This is a genomic window from Vibrio sp. L3-7, from assembly GCF_963898195.1.
Taxonomy (GTDB): Bacteria; Pseudomonadota; Gammaproteobacteria; order Enterobacterales; family Vibrionaceae; genus Vibrio; species Vibrio echinoideorum.
This window is the reverse complement of record NZ_CAWQUW010000032.1, coordinates 1-25,083: the sequence shown is the minus strand read 5'-3', so window position 1 is coordinate 25,083 and position 25,083 is coordinate 1. Positions and strand designations below refer to the sequence as shown.

General features: G+C 39.8%; 20 protein-coding genes and 2 pseudogenes. 9 read left to right on the top strand and 13 right to left on the bottom strand.

Annotated elements, in window-relative coordinates; genetic code table 11:
- The 3 genes and pseudogenes from AACW75_RS17960 to AACW75_RS17950 form a co-directional block, all read right to left on the bottom strand.
- Positions 1-164 (bottom strand): annotated as a pseudogene (locus tag AACW75_RS17960) (type IV conjugative transfer system pilin TraA); the annotation flags it as partial.
- Positions 165-339: 175 nt separating this feature from the next.
- Entirely contained in the window at positions 340-708 is a 369-nt protein-coding gene (locus tag AACW75_RS17955) for a hypothetical protein (protein ID WP_237297910.1), read from the bottom strand.
- Positions 709-1,051: 343 nt separating this feature from the next.
- Positions 1,052-1,231: a TraY domain-containing protein gene (locus AACW75_RS17950; protein ID WP_016800598.1), complete on the bottom strand. Its 180-nt coding sequence runs from the start codon at positions 1,229-1,231 to the stop codon at positions 1,052-1,054.
- A 798-nt stretch (positions 1,232-2,029) separates the two neighbouring features.
- On the opposite strand from AACW75_RS17950, the gene AACW75_RS17945 reads away from it, so the two are divergent.
- The 6 genes and pseudogenes from AACW75_RS17945 (at position 2,030) to AACW75_RS17915 (ending at position 9,283) form a co-directional block, all read left to right on the top strand.
- Positions 2,030-2,857, top strand: coding sequence for a hypothetical protein (locus AACW75_RS17945; RefSeq protein WP_237297909.1), 828 nt, complete (start codon positions 2,030-2,032; stop codon positions 2,855-2,857).
- A 720-nt stretch (positions 2,858-3,577) separates the two neighbouring features.
- Entirely contained in the window at positions 3,578-4,702 is a 1,125-nt protein-coding gene (locus tag AACW75_RS17940; protein WP_237297908.1) for a hypothetical protein, read from the top strand.
- 258 nt (positions 4,703-4,960) lie between these two features.
- Positions 4,961-5,539 (top strand): DUF2913 family protein, encoded by a 579-nt coding sequence (locus AACW75_RS17935; RefSeq protein WP_017101494.1) that lies wholly within the window; start codon positions 4,961-4,963, stop codon positions 5,537-5,539.
- Between the two features lie 840 nt (positions 5,540-6,379).
- Positions 6,380-6,793, top strand: coding sequence for an H-NS family histone-like protein (locus AACW75_RS17930; protein WP_069592252.1), 414 nt, complete (start codon positions 6,380-6,382; stop codon positions 6,791-6,793).
- A 164-nt stretch (positions 6,794-6,957) separates the two neighbouring features.
- Positions 6,958-7,191 (top strand): annotated as a pseudogene (locus tag AACW75_RS17925) (ISNCY family transposase); the annotation flags it as partial.
- Between the two features lie 1,618 nt (positions 7,192-8,809).
- Positions 8,810-9,283, top strand: coding sequence for a GNAT family N-acetyltransferase (locus AACW75_RS17915; RefSeq protein ID WP_016800590.1), 474 nt, complete (start codon positions 8,810-8,812; stop codon positions 9,281-9,283).
- 1,008 nt (positions 9,284-10,291) lie between these two features.
- Here AACW75_RS17915 and AACW75_RS17910 read toward each other — a convergent pair.
- Positions 10,292-10,774: a MepB family protein gene (locus tag AACW75_RS17910; RefSeq protein ID WP_076649410.1), complete on the bottom strand. Its 483-nt coding sequence runs from the start codon at positions 10,772-10,774 to the stop codon at positions 10,292-10,294.
- A 675-nt stretch (positions 10,775-11,449) separates the two neighbouring features.
- On the opposite strand from AACW75_RS17910, the gene AACW75_RS17905 reads away from it, so the two are divergent.
- A complete protein-coding gene (locus tag AACW75_RS17905) occupies positions 11,450-14,002 on the top strand; it encodes an AAA family ATPase (protein WP_237297906.1) in 2,553 nt (850 codons plus the stop codon).
- A gap of 198 nt (positions 14,003-14,200) precedes the next feature.
- On the opposite strand, the gene AACW75_RS17900 is transcribed toward AACW75_RS17905, so the two are convergent.
- Genes AACW75_RS17900 through AACW75_RS17880 form a run of 5 tightly spaced genes read right to left on the bottom strand, consistent with a single transcriptional unit; the run spans position 14,201 to position 18,918 of the window.
- Positions 14,201-15,457, bottom strand: coding sequence for a hypothetical protein (locus AACW75_RS17900; protein ID WP_237297905.1), 1,257 nt, complete (start codon positions 15,455-15,457; stop codon positions 14,201-14,203).
- Positions 15,444-15,821 carry a cupin domain-containing protein gene (locus AACW75_RS17895; protein ID WP_237297904.1) on the bottom strand — a complete coding sequence of 126 codons (378 nt, stop codon included), beginning with the start codon at positions 15,819-15,821 and terminating at the stop codon, positions 15,444-15,446. Before AACW75_RS17895 ends, AACW75_RS17900 begins: the two co-directional genes overlap by 14 nt.
- Positions 15,818-16,816 (bottom strand): pyridoxal phosphate-dependent aminotransferase, encoded by a 999-nt coding sequence (locus AACW75_RS17890; RefSeq protein ID WP_237297903.1) that lies wholly within the window; start codon positions 16,814-16,816, stop codon positions 15,818-15,820. Before AACW75_RS17890 ends, AACW75_RS17895 begins: the two co-directional genes overlap by 4 nt.
- 15 nt (positions 16,817-16,831) lie before the next feature.
- On the bottom strand, positions 16,832-17,617 hold the full coding sequence (locus AACW75_RS17885) for an HpcH/HpaI aldolase family protein (RefSeq protein ID WP_206372160.1): 786 nt from the start codon (positions 17,615-17,617) through the stop codon (positions 16,832-16,834).
- Positions 17,614-18,918: an FAD/NAD(P)-binding protein gene (locus AACW75_RS17880; protein ID WP_237297902.1), complete on the bottom strand. Its 1,305-nt coding sequence runs from the start codon at positions 18,916-18,918 to the stop codon at positions 17,614-17,616. Before AACW75_RS17880 ends, AACW75_RS17885 begins: the two co-directional genes overlap by 4 nt.
- Before the next feature lie 262 nt (positions 18,919-19,180).
- Between AACW75_RS17880 and AACW75_RS17875 the strand changes: the two genes are divergently transcribed.
- A complete protein-coding gene (locus tag AACW75_RS17875; RefSeq protein WP_237297901.1) occupies positions 19,181-19,798 on the top strand; it encodes a LysE family translocator in 618 nt (205 codons plus the stop codon).
- A 776-nt stretch (positions 19,799-20,574) separates the two neighbouring features.
- On the opposite strand, the gene AACW75_RS17870 is transcribed toward AACW75_RS17875, so the two are convergent.
- From AACW75_RS17870 to AACW75_RS17855, 4 genes are all read right to left on the bottom strand, one after another.
- Positions 20,575-21,879, bottom strand: coding sequence for a tyrosine-type recombinase/integrase (locus tag AACW75_RS17870; RefSeq protein WP_237297900.1), 1,305 nt, complete (start codon positions 21,877-21,879; stop codon positions 20,575-20,577).
- A 581-nt stretch (positions 21,880-22,460) separates the two neighbouring features.
- Positions 22,461-22,859 carry a hypothetical protein gene (locus AACW75_RS17865; RefSeq protein WP_237297899.1) on the bottom strand — a complete coding sequence of 133 codons (399 nt, stop codon included), beginning with the start codon at positions 22,857-22,859 and terminating at the stop codon, positions 22,461-22,463.
- Between the two features lie 384 nt (positions 22,860-23,243).
- Positions 23,244-23,660 carry a GFA family protein gene (locus tag AACW75_RS17860; RefSeq protein WP_017102639.1) on the bottom strand — a complete coding sequence of 139 codons (417 nt, stop codon included), beginning with the start codon at positions 23,658-23,660 and terminating at the stop codon, positions 23,244-23,246.
- A 140-nt stretch (positions 23,661-23,800) separates the two neighbouring features.
- Positions 23,801-24,439, bottom strand: coding sequence for a LysE family translocator (locus tag AACW75_RS17855; RefSeq protein ID WP_237297898.1), 639 nt, complete (start codon positions 24,437-24,439; stop codon positions 23,801-23,803).
- A 268-nt stretch (positions 24,440-24,707) separates the two neighbouring features.
- On the opposite strand from AACW75_RS17855, the gene AACW75_RS17850 reads away from it, so the two are divergent.
- On the top strand, positions 24,708-25,083 hold a 376-nt coding region (locus AACW75_RS17850; RefSeq protein WP_237297897.1), incomplete at its 3' end, for an IS5 family transposase.

Below are 25,083 nucleotides of genomic sequence, written 5' to 3'. Positions count from 1 at the left end.
CCCAGCATCGCGGTTTCAACCGCAGAGCCTTTGCCCGCCGAGTCTTTCATGGCTTGTTTACCTGACGCGAAGATATCGGCAGCCAGAGCGGGCTGAGTGATAAGAAGTGTCGAGACAGCAACGCCAAGCCCGACAAGGAGGGTGCGCTGGGTGCGTTTTTTCATAATAAATATCCTTATTGAGTGATAAATTTATCAAGTGTTTGGTCATGATGGAGTAAAAGACCTCCTTGCCTGAGAAGCTGGGAAGAAGGGTTAGGTTGTCCTAGGCAGACCGTGCAACGTGCAAATTAAACGGCGCGTGGGGAGAAAGGTTAAAATCGACAGGTATAGGCACGCATCATAAAGAAAACAGAGAAGATTTCGCGTACTTCAAACCGCGATTACGACTCACATGTTGCTTCCAATTTTGAGCGCTAATGATGGTGTTCTTAAGCTTCCGATAACGTTTTTTACAAGCATTCTTTGAAGCTGGGAGAGTGAGACGGTTAACTGATTGAACTTGTTTTTGAATCGCAACAAAATGAACACCCTTCCAATAGAAAGGGAATGAAAGGTGTCCAGTAAAAGACAGTAAGGCGGCAAACGCCATGTGTTCACGCCCGACCGTTCCCAGTTCTTTGACGCTGACAAAATCCCCTTGTTCAACAAAGTGGCCTAATACATTCGCCGCCTCATCTGTACGACAATGTCCGTAGATAATCTGCATCGTTCACACTCCTTTTTAGGACATTGTTTTGTTCTTTTAAAAAAGCAAAACAATGGGCTCTCTTTCAAGAGCCGTGCTACAAACTGGCTTGAGCATTCTTGTAGTAGAATGCGCACATCCAAAGGGTGTGGTGTCTGGTATTCCCAAGTAACTCTATTTCACCACTCAACCAGCGTGCTTAATTGAGTAGAAAAACAGCCTTGGACGTCGCCCCAGAGAGGGCTCCTGAATTTGTTAGGCATATTACGCAGGCCTGCGCCCCTCTGCGGCGCTTTTTGCAATCGTGAAGGCAGCCCACCTTCGAGGCCATCTGAAATAAGATCTCAGACGGCAATATCATTCGTTACAGCGACCAATTGGGAAAACGTTTGAGATGATCTTCTAATCGAAGTTTCCCTTCGCGCTTTTTGGCCCGTTCTGCTCTTTTCGCCGATAGCGTTAACGTTTTATTCGCGTTTGCTGAAAGACTAAAAGCGATACCGACTTCCTTGTTATCAACCCTACATTCTGATTTCAAATTCATACAAAATCCTTTTCAATTAAGAAAAACCGAAACGACCGAGTTCAAACTGAAATATCGCTGAACCCTCTAATCGTTCAAAAGTGACCCAGAATTATTAAACTTATTTGCTTTTGTGATGGGCCTCTCAATCTTGCAATTTAACATAACAAATATAATGCGTAACCAAAAATAGCAGATAAATAACAATGAGATAACAAATAACCTTGAAAAATTTATAGCACATCAAATAATCCCAATAAAAATAATTAATGGATTATTTATTTAAAATTAAAAACAAAGGTAACGTTAAATTTAATAAAATAACCATTAAAATCAATAGTTTAATTTAGTGCGTATTATATTTGTTATGTTAAGGGGAAAATCCAAAGCGGACTTAGCGTTTGAAATATCTGACGACGATACGCTATAATTGATTTAGGTCATTGTGGTTAAAACACACGACCTTGGCCACTAAGCCTGTAGTGCCCAATGCCGTGTGTTTTTTCTAGGATTTAGAGTGTGTTAGAGGTGGTACTCTGACTAAATAGCACTCGCAAAAAAGCCGTCTTCCCGTAAGTAGACGGTTTTTTTGTGTCTAGAAAACCGGCGTTTGATTTCTTTTCCCGGTTGAGATAGCGTGAAATTTCACCGTTTGGACAACCAATCTAAACACTCCCCAAAAACTTACGGACTTCAAAAATATGACTCCTTTGACTCAGCTTGGGCTAACGCTCAGGAGAATCCACTTTCTGCCTAACACCGCCTTTTTTGTCCCTCAGGATGAAGCGAGGTGTGTTTTAAACGTGGACGGTGAGTCTTATGAAAACGTTTAGCTCCTCCCCTCCCCCGTTCGATAAATCGAGTTACGATGCGCAGTATCGCTGTAAGCGTAAGGCTCGCAAACTGGATTTGATTGAATTGTATCAACGCGTCATTGAAGAAGAGAACGCGCGGAACCCTAAGACGCCTTTTGAGATCGGGTTTAGGTCTCGTCGGTTGCTCCGAAGCGGTAAGGTAGAAACCCTACCGCCAGAATACGCGCGGATCTTAAAAGGGTGTGAAGAATTTATTACCAACCCCAATCGTTTCCCGTCACTTAATGCATGGGGCGGTGAAGCGGTGAATAATGTGCAGTGTCGCACCTTAATTGCGAAAGTATTAGCGTGCACTCTGCCGAACACAGACCTCATTGGAGGGCGCATCGGTTTGCCCACCGAAGCGGGATTGAAAACCATCAGCTACGACCAGCTTCAAGAAGATTATGCGTTGCGCTTTGGAGAGTTTATTTCGCCGAAGTCCTTTGCTAAAGCGGTGAAGTATCTAAAGCGTGCCAGCTATTTTCACAGTGAGCGGATCAATGTGTGTGTCGACCAAGACGAAGGGACGATACGCAGTGCACCCGCGTACAAACAGTTTACACCTCGCTTCTTTAATGACTTAAAAGTCGTGCGTTACACCAACATCATCGAATTGATCCTCGCAACACGGGAACGCCAGACAAAGAAAGGACTGAGCTTTCAATGGCTCTCTTTCCGTAAGATAGCGTCAGGGATACAAGAGATCTTCAATGCGTCAACGTTAAACACCTATGCGCAATCAACCTCAGCCTTCTTTAGTGAGTATCAACCGGACCTGGCCCCTAATTAAAAAGACACGTTCGTCTCCGCGAAGGCGGAGGGATCAGCACGTCTGAACCTTAGCCTACCCTGCTCTATCTCTCATTTTTCTGGTTTCTCCCAACAGGTTATTCAGGGTTATCTTGCGCACGCAGTCTCATTCGGAAGGGATTTCTCTATTCACGGTTTTTTATAAGAAAGGCCGTGCAAGAAAGGAAGGATAAAAAAGACCGCTAGAATGGCCATCAATAAGGGGCTGCGCTTATGAACACTACGTATAAAGATAAATAATTAAATCAATAGAAAAATAAATACTTAAGGACAAGCAAAAAAAACGGCGCGGCAACCTTCTTTTGTCATACGACAGGGACCTTCTTCGATTAAACGCTGAGTCAGGTGGCTCCCTTTCATCATCTCCTTACTTAACGTCCACCTTCATCCGGATGGTATGGCTTAGCAGGGCGAGGGTTTTTAGTGCTGTCAATATTGCAGCCTAAAAAGAGCAGTATGGCGCTGTGAGAGGCTTTCTTCTTAATTTCATTAAATGGTCACGGTTCTTATTCAGCCGCTTAAGCTTGCTGCTTTACAAAATGAATGGCCCATTGAATACTAAGATTAGCGTTTCGATTTATCAGCGTCAGAGGGTAATTCAAACTCAAGGAACATAAATTAGTATTACTTCGAGGTGTTTCTCTTCTTACGCTGTTAGCCTAGAAAAACACATGGGTTACTAGAAGAGAAAAGGACGGATATGACACTTCCTATTTTTCACTCAAACAACGTTCCACATTCTCAGTCGGATTATTTATCTGAGCTCTGGAGGAAGATTGAAAAAAATGAACGGCGTAATCAAAAGGCCGAGCTCAAGGTCAATCAGCTTTTTTCTGAATACAAAGATAAACTGACTCCCTATGATAAAAAGCTCGACCATCTTCACTGTGCCTGGGTTAAGCACTTGATGTCATTTTTGACCTCAAAAAAACTCAAAACCAATATCCGCAATCGCTTGATGCAAGCGATTGAACAGGAGTTAATTGAATTGCTTGATCGCCCTTTTATCAATGATAGAGACAAAGTCGAGGCGTTATGCGAAGAGTATGAAACCTATCATAATAAAGTATTTCAGAAAGAGAAACAGCAAGCGCTCAATGCAGCTTGTCGAGAATTTGAAAACGGCATGAAGGAGATGTTCGGCGCTGATATTGATTTACCCCACAAAAAAATCCGTGAAATTCTGGCTTCTGGTGATCCATTCGCCATTGAAGCTTTTATCAGTACCTTATGGGCCTCTTTTGTTAAACATAATAACGACTCGTTTTCACCACGGGCCCAAAATGAGGACGATTGGGACGATTTTGAATTCGATTATTTTGAGAGTGAAGACGACGACGCGCTTAACATCAAAGAAATGTTCCGAGGTACTCAACTCAACAAAATGTACAAACGCATTGCGAGTGTTATCCATCCAGATAAAGAGTCTGACCCGTTAAAGAAAGAAGAGAAACATCGTTTAATGCAGAAACTGGCGGTGGCCAAACGAGAGAATGATGTGATGACCTTAGTCCGAATGCTGACAGAATATGTCCCCGATTCTGAGCACCTTCTTGATGAAACAACTTTAGTGAGAATGGAGCATTTGCTCGAAATGAAGCTCCTGGATTTAAATCGGGCCCACCGTGACATCTTTAGCCAACAAGGAGTTAAGTCTCAAGTCTGGAGACAATTCTCAGCACCAAGCAAGAAGAAGACGCAAGCCAAAATGGAAAAGTATATTGAGGTGATTGATGATTCGATAGTCTCGCTTGAAAAAAGAATAAGAAAAGTTAACAGTATCAATCAATTAAAAAAATATTTAGGATCTCTTACCTTCTATTGATTCTGTGTCTAGAAAAGAGGCTTAATCATGGTGGTTTAAGAGGTTCGAAATACCGCTTGCTCACCCTTCGACTGGCTTCGCCAGCTACGGGATTGCGACGAGCGGTGCCATTAAAGTTTGAGCAGGTATATGTTCGCGTTCCCCGTTAATTTTTGAATGCGCCTTATTATTTAAGCCTTAATACACGCTGATTACGCACTCAATTTAAAATCGTGAAAAACAGCTAGGAAGCTTCAATTAAAGAGAAAGAATAAATTCATGAGTCGAAACCTTAAGCACTATCAAGCCCTTGATGAGATCGTGACGAATGCGCTTCTCGCACTGTATTTAACCATGAGTCAACAAGGTGGATATTGGACAACGAAAAGAAGAAATGAACTGTTGGTAAAATTCATCAAACCAAAAGTAAAACGGCCTCAGTTCTCGACATGTAAAAATGAACTCAAAACCATGATCAGTATTGGCCGAAGTGTAACAGGCAACCTCGAAAAAAAAATGTGGGAGGTAAATCAACTGAATCTCGGGTATCAAGCCAAGTTCTCACAGGCTGATGAACTCTATATCATGTTAACGGAATTATTTGAGCAGCATCAGTTTCCAACTATGTTGGAAGACCCCACAAAAGAAATGGAACGAGATACTCTTTACATGAAAGAAAAAAGCATAGAGCAAGGGTTTGATGAAGACAATAACCAGATAAAACCCCTGGCTATGACGGTGAAAACCCATCGGTTGGAAGCGTTAATTGAAGCGCTAAAAGCCAAAGGCTTTTATCGCGTTGAAGTTGACTCTGAAGAGAAAGATGAAGTCATTCACCTTTTATTGCACCGAGAGTGATAACGATTATACGATTGAATAGTGCCTTTCTATTTCTCGGTTTTACCTTGGGTAGACAATGTCCGACTAAATACCCATCTTCAACCTTGACTGAAAGCTTTCCCATATGACAACGCACCCAAAGCCAGTCTGACCAAATAGGTCATAAAGAGAGAGCTTTTCAATACGCAACTCTGGCTTACGCATGAACCTTTTAAAATTGGCATTAGCTAGGCTAGGTTTGCGCATAGGGTCCAATTCTCTTCTTCATTTTTCCACCTAAATCCGGATTTAGGTCTAGTATAATATACTGCGATACTCACCCTGTGACACGGAGCCTTCCATCCTAGTGGTAGGTGAAAATTTCACCCAAACCTTACGGACGCCAGTTTTCAATGCAGAGACACAATAAGAGTTTAGGACTATTCATACTTTTCTTTATGCAGACACATGCAATAATCAACATGCTATGACGAGGTTGATGGTTATATGAGATGTTCCGAAATACCCCCTTTGATCTACATGGTTACTGAAACTCAACTTGAGAGTGCTCTATCCTCTATAGCCATCAATAACTTGCATATTTACTGTGCGTTTACTCATGAAAGTTTGAACACTAAATTAATCAAAGATATTCAGTACAGCCACTTTAAATCCATAAGCTTTAGCGACGCTCGAACTATTTACCCTAAAAAAGCATCATTCTCGGATGAAGATAGGCAATAACTCATTGATATTTAGAAAAATATGCCTAAGAGGGAATATTCACAACGCTATTTTTGGAGAAAACGTGTTTCGACAATTTTTGTGTATCTTATTGATTTGTAATATTATCTCAATTTAAATGTAAATGGACTCAACATGACCGAAATGATAAAAACTTTACTTAATATCCGCTCGCTTCGTGCGTTCTCTCGTGAATTAACACTTGAGGAACTTGAAGAAGCACTGAATAAGTTAACGACCGTCTTTCTTGAACGCCAAGAGAGCGAAGAAGTAGAGCGCGAAGCTCGTGCTGAACAAGAATCCAAAGTCGCTGAAATCGCAAAGCAAATCAAGGTCGATGGTGTTAATATTGAAGCTCTTATAGAAGCTCTAGCAGGTCAATCAAAGAATAAAATAAAAGGTAAACGTAAGCCTCGCCTTGCTAAATATAGTTACACAGACGGGAACGGCATAGAAAAAACCTGGACCGGTCAAGGTCGCACCCCTTCCATAATTCAAGAACAGCTTGATGCTGGAAAATCAATTGAGGATTTCTTGATCGCGAAATAGTCGCTTCTTTCAAAACCCTCACTACACCCCCCTCAATTAAGAGGCCCAGAATTCATATAGAAACTAACAGAGCCCTTGTTTAGGTTAGTTTCTATAGGGCAGTCAGCTCACTTTAAATATCTCTCCCATTGGCCAATCTTAAAATGAATGCGTGAACAGAAATCAACCTAGAGGCGTTAATTACGTCACTGGCCTCATCAGTACCGAAACACGAGAAAACACTTATGACTATTGCAGAACAATTGCGCCAACAAGGCGAGCAACGTGGCCGCCAAGAAGGTCGCCAAGAAGCCCTCAAGGAGATGGCGCACAAGATGATGCTTAATGGTCTAGATCAGGAAGCCATTATGGATGTCACAGGATTGAATAAAGACGAACTAGCACAACTTTCTCATTAGCCGAGCAAGTAAATGGCCATCAATAAAGGACGGCGCGTGGGGAGATAAATAGTTAAATCAATAAAAAATAAGGATAAGAAAAAAAAACGGCGCGGGCACTTTCTTTTGTCATACGACAGGTCCCTTCTTCGATTAAACGCGGAGTCATGTGGAACCCTTTCATCACCTTCCCACTTAACGTCCACCTTCATCCGGATGGTATGACGTTGTACGAAACTTTTAGACTTTTCCTACCCATCGGCCTTATTGTTATCATATTCAGGTACTAATTGAGTGAGGGGAATTATCGCCTCACCCAACTTTCATTGTGACAACGTCATAAAAAAGACCGAAAGACTAAGGTTATTACCTTCCTTGAAGCCCTTATATAACGTTCTGGTCAAAGTTTTATAAAATATTCAACGTTTTACTGCCCACTTTTAAATCGACTCTCTTTATACCCAAACGATAAAGGTAAGAGAGTACGTCATTTTTAGAAACATTGTATTGACTACGATTTAGAAGTAATAAATATTCTTCTAACAAGTATGGAAAGTCGCTTAATCAACGCCCATGAGTAATGTCAATCTGAGTGATATGTCGGCCAAGCACGGCATTATTGTGAATCGTCCTATATTTATCGTTGGTTCATCCAATCAAGTCCCGCTTTAGACGTAAGAAACTACGCTGCTATCAATTCATTAGGAGCGACATCTTATCGCTATTAGAAAAACCAAAGCATCAAGGTTTGAACTAGCAACCTAGTGAATACGCTTTCATTATGTAATGATTTTACTTACAAAGTCATACTGTAAGAGACAAAAGATTCCGGAATAATACGTCAAATGGTCTGGGCTAAAACTTATATGGCGGTTCGTATCATTGGTGTTGAGTTTGGCTACACCAATTACGCAAACTACAAAAATAGTGCAGAATAGCTTTCGATAACATTAGCTGCAATATTCCAGAGTTTTGTCTATTTTAGCACTGCGATTGGCCATCTTCGATAACATCAAGATTTGGCCTGTACCAAAGCAAAAGGGTAACCAGCACTCTTTCTTTTGCGCTTACCGAACTCGTTGTCCAAATTTGAACTCGATGTGAGAGCCAGAGCGAATAATGAGAAAGCACTCGTCAATGGAGTGAACGTCACTGTTGAGTGCAAAGGCGGTAAGAGAAGAGCCACCATTTTAGTTGATAAGTGACATACAACATGTAACTGGCTTAGAACACGTTAAAGCTCTCTTTCATTACACTAGTAAGCACTCTAGCAGGGATTTTGTTTTGGTTCTTGTAACGGGACTGTTGCAAAAATACTGTACGGACCCTTTTTTTTAATCATCGTGGGCAACGCTTGGAACTCATATTTCTGTCATGGGTGCAGACAAAATAGGAAACAAGAACTTCCATCCTCATTGTTTGAGAAAGCATACTCTACTGTGACTATATACCTTAATGAAAAACGATTGGCGAGTTCTAGCATGCGCCAGATAAAGAGATCTATAAGATAGTTGAAGAGCCTATGTTAAATGACAGGAACAAAAGCGGCATTACCATTTTGATAACTCAAGATTAGCTTATCAAGATCCTTACATTGGCCAGTTACTTTTAATGAAATACCTACCCAAGGTAAATAAGCATGAATAAAATTAGCTTTTTAAAAATAAACAATACCATTATCGATGACATTATTGCTCTCTCAGTGGAAGAGTCTCAAAAACAACTCATTGCTAACAACGCAGAGTGGCTTGCAGAAGCCAGTTTTAACGACGATAGTATCAACTATGGTATTTACTTAAACGATAAACCTGCGGGCCTGATCTCTCTGATTGACCCTAGAATACTGGACACACACGATGAACACTTTCAAAAGGAGCATTTATATGTATGGCGCGTCATGATTGACCATCGTTTCCAAGGAAAGGGATTGGGGAGTCAAGCGATTAACTTCAGTAAGAAATACGCTTCCATTATCGGTTTAAAAGGCGTCTCCCTGACCACGATGGATAAAGAAAAAGGCAATGCGCTCTCTATTTATCAAAAACTTGGTTTTATACCAACGGGCAGAAGACTTGATGATGAAATTGAATTAATTTTTGGCTTAAAGGAATGAGTGAATAAACAAGTCAGATGGTGTGTCTGGGACGGCTATTTGGCCGCCTCATTTTATACTTAAACTGTAAATGTATTGAAGAGTTCATTCAAAAACGCTGATCCCTCGTGCACTCTCACCTCTGCCCGGTCACGGCTTAACCAAAAATCAAATTGACTCTTTTCAATATCCGTAACCTTTAAAGACCTTGAATCGCTTCGATGAGCTTTTTGATTAGAGCATGGTCTGACTCTATCGCATTGTCATGGTGTTTAATTACTCTTAATTTTTTTGCTCATATTTTCAGCTATCATGCGCTAATCTAGAAAACGTTAAAGTTCCAGCTCAGTGCTCTAAAGATCGTAAAGCCTCACCTAGCAGGTCTTCTGGCGAAAGGTTAGAATGGGTGTTCATTATACTTTCGATTCTCCTTGTAGGAAAAGAATTACAAGTCTTCCCTCTACCATCAAAGTCCTCTTGTCTTCTGCCGTATGCAATGTACACATTAATGAGAGTACACTCCCTCTCTCTCACTGAGCAGGTAATTTTCCTGAGTTTTTTTTGAAGACCTTCAAACATTCTATCGAGGCTTTGGTCACTATTTGCCTTAGTAAAGTGGCCATAGACTTCAGAGATAGTGCTATTTATTGATAGCTCAAACCTATGTACTTCTTGTTTCATTTGAAATAACTCAAGTATTATTGGGATTTGTATTACACATACTATAACCAAAAACATTGAAAGTTATTGGTTAATCAATTTAGTCAGCTTTGGCTCTCTTTGTTATCAGCTCTTATCGACAAAGCTAATTGCTTGCAGTTACAAAATATATCATTGGAACTCGCCTTGAGTCGCGACGACGAGTAAAACTTCAGGTCTATGAAGCCTCTGGACAAAACTTTGCCAGTGCTTTTGCTAAATTAGCAAACCACGAATAATCACAGGTATGGCAAAGTTGTTGTGAAGAGCTAGTGCGATGAATAGCATAGCACTAGCAAAAGTATTGGTTTAGGTACGCACTAAGTGCGATTACGCTAAATTACCGAAGATCTTGGTGAATTTCTCAAAGTCTAAGATTGTATTATCTTCAATCCATAAAAAGTAATCACTTTGCCAGAGCTGAGTTTTCTTTGCTGAATTGGAAAACACTTTTGTTTTTAGCTCTCCACGGCTAGATGTCCATGGTGGAAACACTCTGAATGCCATTTTACCTTTAGCTTTATCTGAGGTAATGATTTTTTTATTAATCAAAACAGATAAAGGGAAGATAAACATCCCTCTTTTCGAAGATTCGTAATCATTAACCTCAACAAAAAGATAATCTAGATCATTCTTATCGTAAGGCATGGTTCTTCTAGATTCAGTGCTATTTTCATCTGGTCTCTTCCATATTGATAGAAAATTGCCGGGCCTATCTGGTGTAAGGTTCCCCTTTCGATAGATAACTTTCTTTTTATAGATAGAGAATTCAAGAGCCTCATATTTACTATTCTGAGGGTATTGGTCTAACACTACGGGATGGGTTAATTCATACCCTTTAGATGTCAAATTATGACGTAAGAAAAAATCCACATCAATGAGGTATTTACACTGAGTCAAAATATTTCCTTTTAATAAAAAACGATGCAGCATCCTAACTCTTCGAAGGTTCGTAATAAACCATTGGATTACTCTCTAAAACCACCTTGTAAGTTTATGACGCCTTCAAATCGATTGATAGAGCAAGAATTATCGAGTTGCTTTGAGCTAAAAACAGCACTCTAACACCCATTTTTCAATCTTTGTGAGTTCTGGGTGCCAGATTAGTTCTATTTGGTCAAACACTGCTCACCTGTGAATGTAGACTTTTTGGCGAAACCAATTTAGGGGCACTTTCGAGTTAGAAAGTACCACGAGTCAAAGTACCACGAGTCAAAATTCAGGTCTATGAAGCCTCTGGACATAAATGAGCTTCAGATTTCACTAAATCAGCACCTAACAGACAACCTGAGGCATTGCAAATCTTCTTATTGATTGGCCCATATAACTCATCCACTACATACAGGCAAACAAAGATTTAACCGTCCAATTAATTGCTCTAAATCAGTTTTTTAGCTCTTATTAAAGAGATGGCATATTCATATTTATGAACACATGCTTTAATCAACCCATTCGAATATCAATCAAAAGTTTACCGGAGTATTGCGAATGGGTAGCGTGAGAGAAGGCATTATCAACTGGCTACATACTCAACCTTACTGGGTTCAGTTGGCGGCTCAGGCCATATTAAAACAGGAAGAAATCACACAAGATAAAATCATAGAGTTTAAAGAGTTGTTAAAAACTCTAAAAGGTCAGTCATGCGCCGAGGCATTAGATTTTGGACAATTCAGCGAAGAATCAAGCACTGCCAATCAAATATGGATTAAGTCAATTGGTGAAATTGAAGGTATTGATGACCTAAACCCTCGCTCTCCTTTAACCTTCGAACAGAAACTCACTGTTGTTTACGGAAATAATGGTTCTGGCAAATCAGGTTACACACGTATCCTCAAAAAGGCATGTGGAAAAAACAATGCTAACGACCTGAAACCAAACGTTTTTAAAACGCCTCCAGCTATGAGCAAATGTGCTATTAGTATTGATGGCGTGAGTGCGAAAAAAATTGACTGGGTTGCAAACTCGCTACCTATCCCTGAGATAAGTTCAGCAGATATTTTCGACTCTTCTACTGGAGGTCTTTACCTTGATAATGAAAATGAAGTGTCATATGTACCGATTGATGTTCTTCTGTTTGAGAAGCTTGTGTTCGTTTCCACATCAATCAAGTCTTTACTCGATACAGAGCAGGCTCAATTAGTAAAAATTCTACCCAACACTCCAGTAGAACTAACGCAATCCAAATATATACGAGCAATTAACGACAGGCTTAAAGCAGATGTGCCGGAAGCAACACTGAGAGAGTTTTTCAATTTTGCCAATGATGACGAAAACAAACTCAATGAACTTAGTGAGCGTCTAAAAGGTGACCCATCAAAACTAAAAGACAAGAAATCACGGGAACTAAAACAACTGACTGAACTCACTAATTCAGTTTTAGTGGCAAGCGAAAAAGTCAGTTCGCTAGTTTGTGAAAAGATTAGTGAATCTAAAGCTAAACTAGAATTTGCAAAAAAAATAGCGGAGCAAGGTGCTAAAGCCCTCTCAGATGAAAACTTGCTGAATGGCATCGGAAGTCAAACTTGGAAAGCTCTTTGGGTTGCTGCGAAAGAATACTCTATGAAAGAAGCATATCCAGATGGAGAAGCCCCTTATATTGGAAATGACGCTCAGTGTGTTCTATGTCATCAACCACTTTCAGATGCAGCTAAACAACGCTTTATGTCTTTTGAAGAACACATTCAAGGAAGCCTTGAGAAAGAAGTTAAAGCTACGCAGCTACACTTTGACAACTTAGTTAAAAAGTTGCCATCAATACCAACGAAAGATGCCTTAAAGACTCAAATAGCGGCATCAAACCTTATCGAAGAAGAATGGCTACCTGTCTTAAGCAAGATATGGGGTGAAATAGAAAAAGTCTCTGAGGCTCTTGTTAAGCACCCTGAAATTCCAAATCAAGGATTCATATTTGATACTTCACTTATTGCAGCACTATCAGAAAAAAAAGAGGTGCTTGCAAAAGAAATAGAGAACCATCAAAAAGACGTAATTGCTTTCAACAAAGAGAAACTAACCAACGAGCTTAATGATTACAAAGCAAAACAATGGGCTTCAGGTTACATTGACGCCATTATTCAAGAGGTCAAAAGGCTAGAGAAGTACAGGCAATATGAAGAATGGGGCAAATTGTTAGGTAGCTCAAAGTTCACACGTAAAGCTGGCGAAGTATCAAAGCAAGTAATAACAGATGCTTATGTTAAGCGTTTCAACGAAGAACTAGATAATCTTGGTGCAAAGAAAATCAATGTTCAGTTGTCCAAAACACGTGTGTCAAAAGGAAAAGTGATGCACAAACTGCACTTGATGGGTATGAACCAAAACTTCACCCGCAGTAAGTCCCACGACATTTTAAGCGAGGGTGAACAGCGAATTGTAAGCCTTGCCGCTTTCTTAGCTGATACTAATAGTAAACCTCAAACTACCCCGTTTATTTTTGATGACCCGATATCATCGCTAGATCAGTCATATGAGTTGTGTGTTGCAAAACGACTTGTTAAGTTATCTGAACATAGGCAAGTTATTGTTTTTACTCATAGAATTAGTTTATTAGGAGCCTTAAATGACCTTGGGAATCCTACATGCGTACACATCAGGCGTGAGCATTGGGGCTGCGGAGAGCACGGAGTTGTTCCATTGTTTGCGAAAAAACCACTTAATGCTTTAAAGGAGCTGAAGAATCAAAGGTTAGCTCAAGCTAGAAAACTATTGGATTCACACGGTACTGAGGTTTATGCCCCTCTGGCGAAGTCAATTTGCAGCGACTTCAGAATTCTACTTGAAAGAGTTGTTGAAGTTGAGTTTCTAGCAGATGTGGTTCAGCGTCATCGTAGAGATGTCCAAACAAAAAATAAAATTAGTAACTTAGCGAAGATAACAATTGAGGACTGCAATCTTATTGAGCGCCTTATGGGGGAATATTCTGTGCATGAACATAGCCAGCCAAGTGAGTCACCGGTAGAGCCACCTACACCTGAGCAGCTAGATACCGATATTAATGCCGTTCTTGACTGGCACTCTGAGTTTAAATCTCGCAATAACTAATACCCGGTATGAAGGTAGTTGAAGAGATTCGCCTACCTTCATCCCCCTAATCTTGCAAGGAAAAAAGCATAAGAAAAATTTGTTCACATTACGCTCAGAGCACGGTTGCTTTTTGTTTGCATAAACTCATTTCGGGGCACTTTTAAGCTAGAAAGTGCTATGGGCTAAAATTCAACCAGTAGCAATACTGGAAAGAAATCATGTCAATATGTAGTCAACATCTTTTACGACGGAATTTCTAAAGCAGATCCAATTAGAATCTCGGCGAATCAATTTTTTCTTTGTATACCTACCGATAAAGGTAATTTTATTTACATTATCTACAATATCAATAAATCCCCCAACACCAAATAGAGAACCTCCTAGCTTTGCTACATACACATTTCCATCTTCGTCAATGTTTCCAACTCCGAGTAATGCATGGTCAAATTTTCTTGACCAAATATCTTGAAATGTTTTTGTCTGAGAGTTGATGGAAACAGGATCTATTGAGATACCAAACCCAAGCCCATCAATAGGAAACCCTCCTTGGTTGCCAGACTCAATTGATACGCTATAACCTGAGTCTATCAAGTTCAATTGGTTAATGGCAGCGACAGGTAGGCCGATACCTACGATAAGCTTCTCATTCTTACTTACTCGTTCCTCTAGAAGAGTTGATAGCTTCCTTACTGTATTACACTCTCTATATAGAGGTTTGTTGTCACCAAGTAATGAATAGTCGTTCCTATAAGTAACACAGTGGTTATCCGCCCTATAGGAGAACACACCACTAAAAAAACAGCGAGGGATCGCTATATGCAAAGGGGACGGCGGTAAAGTTATTTCAGGGACCTGAATAATAACCTTTGCGCGTCGAACAAGAGAAGCGTCTAAAATGCGTTTCAAATCAAGATCAATAGGGTCTTTCTCTAAAATAACATCGCCGTTAACTAGAAAACCTGACCCTCGTAGTAAAACTAACTCAGAATGTGGAAGGCTATAGTTTAGCGTATTGTCTGCAGATCCAGTTGTTACTGGTTTAAGTTGCGGGTTGTCTCCAAGCGCTCCACCACGATAGGAAGGATCGACCAGAGTCTTCAACCCTATATTGGAATGAACCGCACGAGACGTAGAACCCAATAAATGATTTACAATACCTTGAGGCAAAGTGTACCCATCTATATCACCACGAATAATCCCATCTCCAAGCCCTCTAGCAGCCCCAAAAAAACCACCAATAGCCCAACTTATCATTTGATTACTAGCTAGTATATTAACCCCATGCCTATAACCGCTACCTGTAAAAGTAGGACAAATAACACCATACTTCTTTTTTATTCCCGTTTGAGAGTGGGCTTGAACAATTAATTGCAACAAATAGTCTGGAGATACACAGCTACCGAAGCCAAGAATATCGATAGTGTCTACCCCTTTCAATAGTTGAGCTATAGTGACAATATCATTTCTTCTCACCAGCACTCTCCCCTACCCGTTCAACTGGCTTATCCCATAGAACCAAAAATATACACCCGGTTTTAGTATGCAACGAGTGAGCGGAATCTGGGCGATAGACGATCAATTCCCCCCGAGTATAGTTTCCATAGTTATCACTTAGAACACCTTCAAGGACAAAGATAACTTCGTAGCCTGTATGTATATGTTCGGGAACCAAAGCAGCCTGATCGTACTTTACTAGTGCTAGTCGTGAACCATTCTCACCCGCATCATGAAATATCTCGCGAATATTAACCCCCACACGGCCATCTGTGTGCATTGGTAAGAAGCCTTCATTATCAAGTGGCTTTAGAATATTTTTATGGAAAATCACACCATTCATTTTTGTTTTTCCTTGTTTAGTAGAAAAACTTGCTCGAGCAAGTGCCTGTAATCAACGTCAGCTCTTAATAACCATCTCGAGCCTCTTGATTCACCAAAATCATGCCCAGCCATACCCTTAATGTTGCATTTTTGAAAAATTTCTCTAACTACGATATCTGATGAACAATCATTACAAACTATCCACATGAACATGCCATTCGCTGAAAATGAGATGCCTTCAGGAGTTATTATCGGTCTGACATTGTCGAGTATTTCGTGATAGTAACTAGTGATAGCTCTGGTCACTTTGCGTTCAGATAAATACTTTATCGCTAACTGTCGATTTAACATGGAAGGATAATTTGAAAGCTCAAATTGCTTCCGTGTAACTATCTCATAAAGGAATTTATTGGGTGTATAGGAGTAGCCAACTCGCAAGTTGGGAGTAGCACAAAACTTTGAGGTGCTAAATATTAAAATGTAGTTAGTTCTCCCTTTTAATATTGAAGAGATTTTTTCAACCTCATCGGTGGAAAGAAAATTAAAATATACTAGGTCAATAACAACATATTCATAAACTGCGACCAAGTGCGCCAAACGTTCAAGGTCAACTCTTCCATCAGGATTGTTTGGCATGCATATTAAAGCTGCGGAACATTTATTTTTACATTCACTACTAGAAATCTTCATATTTGATTCGATAGAACCAAGAATAGAAGAATATCCATTCCAATAAGGAGTTGACGTAAATATTTCATTTAGCCCTATTCTCGAAAGGACACAAAACACCGTATATAATGCTCCTCGCCCGCCATGGTGAACTGTTAACCCGGAATCCAAAACATTCTTGATACCTAATTTTTTTAGAAAGATCTGCTCAATTACTTCAGCCTCTTCTTTACAAAATGAAGACGGATATTTACCACACTTAACACCATCATTTTCAATAGCTACCGATAAACTATCAATATATTTAACTGGGCACTCTGGTACTCCGATAGATAAATCCACCATCTTCGATCCTTAGATTTAATTAACACTAACTACAAATTTTTGGGCTTGTGTGTCAGCAGAATTTCTCAACAATGAAAGATCACTGGCACATGAGATAAAAGAAAACCCGTCAGAATAATATTTATCTGCCATTTCTTCATTGAATATTAAGGAGCCTGCTGGAATTGAAGACTCTTTACAAAGTTGGATAAACTCCCCGATCTTCTCTTGTACATCTGATTCAAAAGTTTGACCCGTCTTACCCATGTCATCTGACAAATCGGCAGGGCCAACGAAAAGACCATCTACACCATCAACTGAAGCTAACTCAGGCACCAAAGAAATTGCCTTAGCACTTTCAACCTGAAGAATCACAGTTATATCTTGGTTTGCCTTATCGAAATAGTCAGAAATACGACCAAAGTGATTAGCACATTGACCTAAAGATACACCTCGAAGCCCACCTTTTGCTTTGTATCGCGTTGAAGCAACTGCCTGCCTTGCCATATCTACAGACTCAGTTAATGGAAACAAGAAGTTCTTCACGCCTACATCAAGCAATCGCTTTATTTCAACAGGATCGTTAACTGGAGGTCGGACGATTGGAGAGGTTTCACTATCTCTAAAACAACGTAGAATGTTTGCTACTGATTCGGTAGTGTTAATTGAATGCTCCATATCAATTAACACCCAATCGTAACCTGAATCACGTATTACATCAGCAATGATGGGACTGCATGACGAAAACCATAGTCCATGAAGCTTTTCGCCATTTTTTAGGCGTAATTTGAAATTGTTACGTATAAATTTCTTATTAATCATTTGGATTCTCCAAAATTTATTGATAAAAAGTCACTCACCGCTTCTTTTGCGTGCAAGTAAGTGAGGGATGAAACCTCAGTAAAATAATTATCGATATTTGTTGCGGGACCCAGTATATAAAGATTCCTCTTGCTACATGCCTTAAAATTCGCATCAACTAGAGTAGAACCATCATGACTTGTCACGTTTATACTTTTAAGAAACCGCTCGAGCGCCAAGTAACAACATGTACAGTCAATAGTATTTTCTCTTACCATAAACTCTTTATTCACCACTTTCTTCTCGATAGTTAACTTATTATCAACAATTAAACTATTAATTATTTCTGCGTTCCTAATTGGGAACATAACTCGTCTATTTACAAATATAGAACGATGTCTTTTAAGTAACCTTTTCTGCCTAGAAGGAAGACCACTAAAAAATTTGCTATAGTTTTTAGTTGAACGATAAAGAAGAGGTTGCCAGATAGGAATTCTTGTTCGAGCAATGTCAAGTTCTTCTCGCAGTTCTCTCTTGGGCTTAAGCAAGTTTCTAAAATCCGCTTCTCCATTAATTGGGTCTTTAAGGCACTCAGATTTTATGAGTCGTAATAGCTTAAACAAACAAGGGTTATCTAACAATTCTGGTTTACTCTCAAAGATATTGTCGAAATCACTTTCAGAAAAGTGGCTTCTTACAGCCGGAAAGATTCCATTTTTAGAAAATACATTAATGCGGAGATCTGGCCTCAACTTATTTGCTAAAATAATCCAATCTATCGATGACAACCCTGAGCCCACAATGTTTATAGTTCCCTCCTTAGGGATTGATTTAATCTTTGAAATGTTTTCTTTGATTGGGAATGAAGAGCCGAATCCAATAGAAGTAAATATCGCATCAAAATTATCATAAACCGTATTACCCGAAACTATAGAACCACATTTTTTTATTTCACTAACTAATCCAAGAAAGTGAACGTTATTTTCATTCTTCTTTAGCTTAACCAATATATTTTTTTTAACTTCATTAAGGTAATTCCCAAAAACCCGTCGAGGTACAAAGTAATCTGTCGAAGAAAGAGTTGGATGATTACAGGCTATCCAATCTTGAAAGTCGTTTATATGATTAAAAAACGAGATACTATCATTACGAGTATTCATTATAAATTCATCAGGAGCTTGTTTGTAAGCCTCGCCAACACCGGTTGTATTTTCCATAAAAACATATATTTCAAATTTCGAGTCTGACATTGAATATATATGATCTAGTATAGACAACATTCCAACCCCACCTCCAACAATAGCAAGCTTTTGCGTTAGCATCTTATTCTTCCTTGTAACCCTCTAACTAAAATTTGCACTTCTATTACCATAGAATTAATATTTAAAATAATTTAAATTAACAAAACGGGAATTGACAGGGGTTTGTTAATTATTTAAATATAAATTATGGTTAAATAATTAATAACTAAGGCACAATACAGGTGCTTATGATGTAATCCTTTTAAACTCGGGTAGTGTCATCATCCTCTAAAACAGAGCATTACGTCCTTTCAATTTCAATAGGTTTACGGATAACAAATATATGGACTATTTACTATTTTTTACAATTTGTGTAGCTGCTACTTTTTCCCCGGGGCCAGCGGTCTTATTGACTGTGAAAAATTCAGCCGTGTATGGGGTTAAGCGAGCGGTCTCAGGGATTCTTGGAAATGTTGCGGCTATGCTCACAATGGCAGGCTTGTCGGCTACAGGTTTAGGTGTTCTTCTTTTGGCATCTGAATCATTATTCCTATTTATAAAAATGGTTGGCGGCATATATCTAGTTTTTCTTGGAATAAAAACATGGAGATCAAACAAAAGGACTGTAAAAAATCATAAGCCCCAAGTTAGCACGAATAGCAGAAAGATGCTGTTTCTTGAAGCATATCTGGTTGGTGTAACTAACCCAAAGGCTATCGTATTTTATTCGGCCTTATTTCCTCAATTTATCGAAGTTGAACATTCCATCATACCGCAATTTATCTTGCTTACACTCACCTTTACATCATCGTCATTCCTAGCACTTTTGACATACGCGTTAGTAACAAAAAAGCTTAATTTTTGGCTTATAAAAGAGAAGGTTAGAGCGACATTTAATAAGGTTACTGGAGGGATATTTATTGGATTTGGCTTATCTTTGATTATTAGCAATAAGATATAGAAGTTGTTTTAATAATAAATTCAACGCTACATGGACGACCGTTCTCCTAACTTATACCGATATATGAGAAACTCGCCTGAACAAACTTAGCTCAAGCTGTTTTTTAACACTGTCCTTTCAAAACACTACCATTTGTATACAAGTGTAATCTGATGAGCTAAATTAGTGGGACAGCAAACCTTGTACAAGGACTCAGATAACCCGCCACTCCTCTTTAAATGAATCAAAGTATGCGTTCTTAATCACCCTTAAAATCACTCTTGGATTAATACTAGAAGAACAAACCATAAAAATGGTAAAAATTGCGCAACAAACACCATCCGTCCTAATGTCCTCTTTGCTACAGTCATAACATTTATACCACTCTAATAAGTAAAAAATGAATATTTCAACTTTAGCCCTGGACTTAAAAAAACGATGCTAACAATCACATGTAATTTTGATAAATAATCATTATTTATCAAAATTAAACCTTAAACTTATGAGCTGAGCAGCTAAGTTGACTCAAACTTAGATTAATGACCAAGCTTCGCTATAAAGAAACTAACTGAAAACAATATAGTCAAGCTTTAATCACTCCTGAGTCACTGATCTTTTGGATTGGTGAAGAAGCAATCCAGCATTTAGCCGTGATGATACAGGGCTGAAGGTCTACGGTGAGGCAAGAAAAAAGTAAATGAGCATAGAACTCCAAGTGTGACTCCCCCAAAAAAAACTTCACCAAAACCCTAGCCATAAAGTTTGATGCACTTGTGTTATTCCTACAGAGATTTTAATCACCATTCCCAAAATTCCACTTCATATCTAAGCCGTTCAACCTCCTCATCGGTAAGTTCAGGTATTGCTTTGATAGGTCTTCCTCTGCATTTGAGGGGAGATTTCGTTGGCTTAAGTCTGGATGCTCTCACTTTTCGAGTTTTAGGGGTACTCACAAGCTGGCCTGATAAAATTCCACTAATAACTTCCCCTATGGCCTCAGCAGATTGCGATACTTGCGCATCATCCACGTGAGCGTAACGAAGCGTGGATGAAATACGCGTGTGACCCAACAATTTCGACACCATTGGAATAGGGTACCCCTCTAACACCGCATAACTGGCAAAGGTATGACGCAAATCGTGAATGCGCACATCCTCGATATGAGCTAAGGCTCGCACCTGTTGCCATACCATACTAACCTTAGTCGACCGACTCACAAAAAGACGCAAAGGCATAAACACATCATCGTGTGATTCGCTACGCTGTCTCCATGCTTGCTTTGGGATGTCTGAAAGGAGCTGTTGCGCTTCCTTGCCAACATACACCACCTTCGCACCGGTTTTGCTGTCCGGCAAGTGCCACTCCCTGCCTTTAACAAAAGACCATTGCAGGCCTGTTACCTCTGAAATTCGACATCCCGTTAACAGCACCAGCTTTAGCACCTGACAACAGCACGCTTCTATATCACCTTGCTGGCTGACGACCGTTAAGGCGTTATGCAACCGCGCTAACTCGTCCAAACTCAAAAAACGATTGAGCTTTTTTTTACGATTTTGCTTGAAACCGTCACAAGGATTGTCCATGCAATAACCTTGCTTCACCGCATATTTGAAAATAGAACGAAGCACATCAAGATTACGATTAGCTGTCCCTGAGTAACTCTGACTCAATTCATCAAACCAACGATGTACATGACACGAATCAATACGGCTGACAGGATAGCGCCCAAACTCGGGTAACAAATGCTTTTTTAGGGCGCTCGACGCTGTCCTTTGTGTACTCAGTTTCCATCCCTTGCAGACCTTATCCGTCCATTCTTCTTTCACCAACGCATCAAAGCGGATCAACCGTATCGGTTTCGTCTTTTTGTCTAAAAAAGAGGCCTGTAAAGCGCGTACGTGTTGTCTCACTTTTTTTAGTGTCAGTTGCCCCACTACCGCCAACGTCTGATTGGGAATGGATAAATGAGTCACATAGAAACGGCGACCATCGGTATAAACTCGAACCCCTAACGCTGGAACTTGGGTATCCCACACCGTATACGTTCTAGTTTTTGAATTCAGTGATTGAATGACTTTAGAAGTGAATAACAGTGACTTCATGAGCACATCCCCTTAACGAGTACTCCCGACACATGAGAGGCCGCCTGACACACGTCCTCACGTCCCAAATGCGCATACTTTAACGTCGTTTCTGCTTCAGCATGCCCCAAAAGACGACTCAGCACGATCAAGTTTACCTTCGACTGAATGGCAATACTGGCGTAGGTGTGTGGTGATGAATTGAAAATACAGGGGCACTTATTACAAAGTATCCGGTTGGTTTTTGTTTTCACTAAGAGTTTGGATTATCGATGAAAAACGCCCCTATTGGAAGGGGTTGGGGTGTAGATTTGACCACACTGTTTTTACATTAACACCAAATTACGCTTATACAGGGGCACTTTCACCCCCAAAATACAGGCTAAAAATGACGAGATTACAGTTAACGGCAATGAGCGCTAGAACGCCTTTGGACATTTCCGTGTCAGTGGTTTTGCTAAATTAGCAAATCATCAATAAGTGCAGGTATGGCAAATAGTAAAAATGACGTGCAGGACGCACAATTTACTTATATATAGAGGCTCGGGCTTGTTCAACTCTTGGGATTTAACGTTGGCTACGCAACGCTTAATCCTTATTTGTTAGGGCTTGTAGCCATATATTCTCAACCCTACCTTGTCCATCTCTACTTCGAAACTCCCGAGCATATTTAAATGCTTTAATATTGGCGTTAAATCCTGCGTTTTGTATTGCGTTGGTGCATTTTTATATGGCTTAAACTCAACTCGATGAGGCAATAAAAGCCATTCAATACGCCTGAATTCAAAAGGACCATTCAAAGCGCCGCAGTCGCCTACATAATTGTCACCAAGTTGTTCTAAATCGGGAACGAAGCCATTTCGGCATTGCTGTTCACCCACAAGTTTCCACGTACATTGTACGATTTTCAAACTTGAGTCATTAACAACCCCGAACAGTTTTCTCCATTTAGAATCGGACATGCACTTGTATGAAAATTTAGCGATATCTTTGTTTAACACCGTATTCTCCTAGAGCCCTAACGCTTATTAGACAACAAATTGTTGTCTTTCATCCTTAGGTGAGGCATTCATTTTCATATTAACTCAACTGACAATCAATACCTTATGCCACATAAAGGGGAGTTAGCGTACAAGATGTCACCTAGTAACGGAATGATGAGTTATCAGCTCAATCGAATAAGTTTTAGTAGGGTAAACGCACGCCCTCTTAATAGTGTAGAGTCTTTAATCTAAGTGATTTTGGGGCACTTTCGAGTTAGAAAGTGCCACAGATAAAGATTCAACCTATGAAAGTTCTGGCCAAAAGTAAGTTAATGCAATGAAACTCCCTAAACCTCAATAGATTAGAACAAGTATTTTAATATCTTAAACACTTGCTCACCGCTACCCCGGCTGCTCAGGGAAAACCTTTACATTAGTTGGTATTTGGTACCAATCTAGTTTTTCACTAACCCAAACATGTGCTTGAGGTTCGAAAATATCAGCTGCCGACATATCAGTTGGTTTTAACTTTAATTTAACCGTTTGCGGTGCATCTGGATTGAAATGGTAAATTCTGTTTCCACAATTTGGACAGAACATCGCGCAATTACGATTGCCACTATCAGCTAAACGTTCCCAAGTTTTCAGTTGACCAGAAAACTCTATTTTCTCGGCATCGACAACTGCTGTAATGCTAAATGGGCTGGTAGACAGTTTTTGGCACTCTGTACAGTGACAAGCAAAGACCATTAGTGGTTTTTCATACAAGTCATAGGTCACTTGCCCGCACTGACATGCTCCTATAAGTGGATATTCCATTTATCACTCCTCCTCACAACATGAGTGGCAGCTAACTCCGAATTAAGTAACGAGTAACACTACCGTCTAACCTAAGTCATTGCATCGTAAACATAAAGCTCAACTTGAAATTAAAAAATCCGAGAAGTATGTCCCTTCCCCTAATTGTACGAGGAGTTTACCAAGGCCATAACACCTAACAGTATAAAAATACTACCAGACCACCTTGAGAAAAAATCAACCCAGTTACTTCTTGCTTGAAACTTTTTCTGTAGATGACTCGCCATCAAAACACTTAACAGATCAGCACTACTAAACAATAAATTCGTAACAACTCCCAAAATAAGCAGTTGGAGCCAAACAGCAACACTTCCTGCTTCATTCACAAACTGTGGGAGAAAAGCAAGATAGAAAATTGCGGCTTTAGGGTTCAGAATATCTACAATGACACTATCAATAAACGTTCTTTTAGGAGAGGTAAGATTGCTTTCACAAGAAGTAATACGTAATTTTTTTGATAGATAGATACGTTGGAAACCCAACCAAACAAGATAGAGAGCTCCTAGCTTTTGAATGGCAGAATAGAGAGAAGGATTAGCTAAAAGCACAGAAGACAAACCTAATACAGCTAAAATTACATGAAAATAACCTCCTATATGAAGGCCAAAAGCTGCCATAATTCCTACTTTCTTCCCTCCTGACACAGCTTGAGCAATACTGTAAAGCATTGCAGGACCGGGCATAAACGCATATAGCAATGTAACAAATAAGTAGGTAAACAGTTCCGTATTTGAAGTCATTATTATTCAAACTCCCTTCTATTTTTAACCATTTCATTCTCCAATATTACTTTCCATATTGAAGTTTTTCTTCTCCAACCCTAAGGCAGCCAATTGATGAAATTCCGTTTGTTGATCCCCTCGAACCGCGAGTAATTTATCTCTCATCTTTGCGACCAGAGCACACCTAACTTCTTTACCATTCACTGGGGCTTTGTTGCGTAATTCAATGGAACTAAATCAAGAACCTACGATCTGATCAGCTACGTTCACTCTATCTCGTAGCCCTATGCCTAAACCACGTTACAAAACAACCAACTGGAAGCAATACAACCAATCACTCATTAACCGTGGTTCTCTGACCTTTTGGATTGATGAAGAAGCAATAAGCGGGTGGGCGCAAAACAAACAGAATAAGCGCGGGAGGCCGCGTCGGTTCAGTGATTTAGCTATCACGACAGCACTTATGGTCAAACGAGTTTTTTCTATGCCATTGAGAGCGCTTCAAGGATTTATCGACTCGATATTTAGGTTAGCTCATGTACCGTTAAGTTGTCCGCATTACACCTGCATCAGTCGTAGAGCCAAGCAAGTTGAGGTTTCATTTAAGACTAAAACGAGAGGAGCGATACAGCACCTAGCTATTGATGCTACTGGCCTTAAGG

Bases quoted from the DNA above. Each gene is read 5' to 3' on its own strand.
- AACW75_RS17915 (WP_016800590.1), top strand. From the start codon at position 8,810: ATGAATAAAATTAGCTTTTTAAAAATAAACAATACCATTATCGATGAC.
- AACW75_RS17935 (WP_017101494.1), top strand. From the start codon at position 4,961: ATGAGTCGAAACCTTAAGCACTATCAAGCCCTTGATGAGATCGTGACG.
- AACW75_RS17895 (WP_237297904.1), bottom strand. From the start codon at position 15,821: ATGAATGGTGTGATTTTCCATAAAAATATTCTAAAGCCACTTGATAAT.
- AACW75_RS17875 (WP_237297901.1), top strand. From the start codon at position 19,181: ATGGACTATTTACTATTTTTTACAATTTGTGTAGCTGCTACTTTTTCC.
- AACW75_RS17860 (WP_017102639.1), bottom strand. From the start codon at position 23,660: ATGGAATATCCACTTATAGGAGCATGTCAGTGCGGGCAAGTGACCTAT.
- AACW75_RS17955 (WP_237297910.1), bottom strand. From the start codon at position 708: ATGCAGATTATCTACGGACATTGTCGTACAGATGAGGCGGCGAATGTA.
- AACW75_RS17950 (WP_016800598.1), bottom strand. From the start codon at position 1,231: ATGAATTTGAAATCAGAATGTAGGGTTGATAACAAGGAAGTCGGTATC.
- AACW75_RS17885 (WP_206372160.1), bottom strand. From the start codon at position 17,617: ATGATTAATAAGAAATTTATACGTAACAATTTCAAATTACGCCTAAAA.
- AACW75_RS17940 (WP_237297908.1), top strand. From the start codon at position 3,578: ATGACACTTCCTATTTTTCACTCAAACAACGTTCCACATTCTCAGTCG.
- AACW75_RS17855 (WP_237297898.1), bottom strand. From the start codon at position 24,439: ATGACTTCAAATACGGAACTGTTTACCTACTTATTTGTTACATTGCTA.
- AACW75_RS17930 (WP_069592252.1), top strand. From the start codon at position 6,380: ATGACCGAAATGATAAAAACTTTACTTAATATCCGCTCGCTTCGTGCG.
- AACW75_RS17870 (WP_237297900.1), bottom strand. From the start codon at position 21,879: ATGAAGTCACTGTTATTCACTTCTAAAGTCATTCAATCACTGAATTCA.
- AACW75_RS17905 (WP_237297906.1), top strand. From the start codon at position 11,450: ATGGGTAGCGTGAGAGAAGGCATTATCAACTGGCTACATACTCAACCT.
- AACW75_RS17945 (WP_237297909.1), top strand. From the start codon at position 2,030: ATGAAAACGTTTAGCTCCTCCCCTCCCCCGTTCGATAAATCGAGTTAC.
- AACW75_RS17880 (WP_237297902.1), bottom strand. From the start codon at position 18,918: ATGCTAACGCAAAAGCTTGCTATTGTTGGAGGTGGGGTTGGAATGTTG.
- AACW75_RS17890 (WP_237297903.1), bottom strand. From the start codon at position 16,816: ATGGTGGATTTATCTATCGGAGTACCAGAGTGCCCAGTTAAATATATT.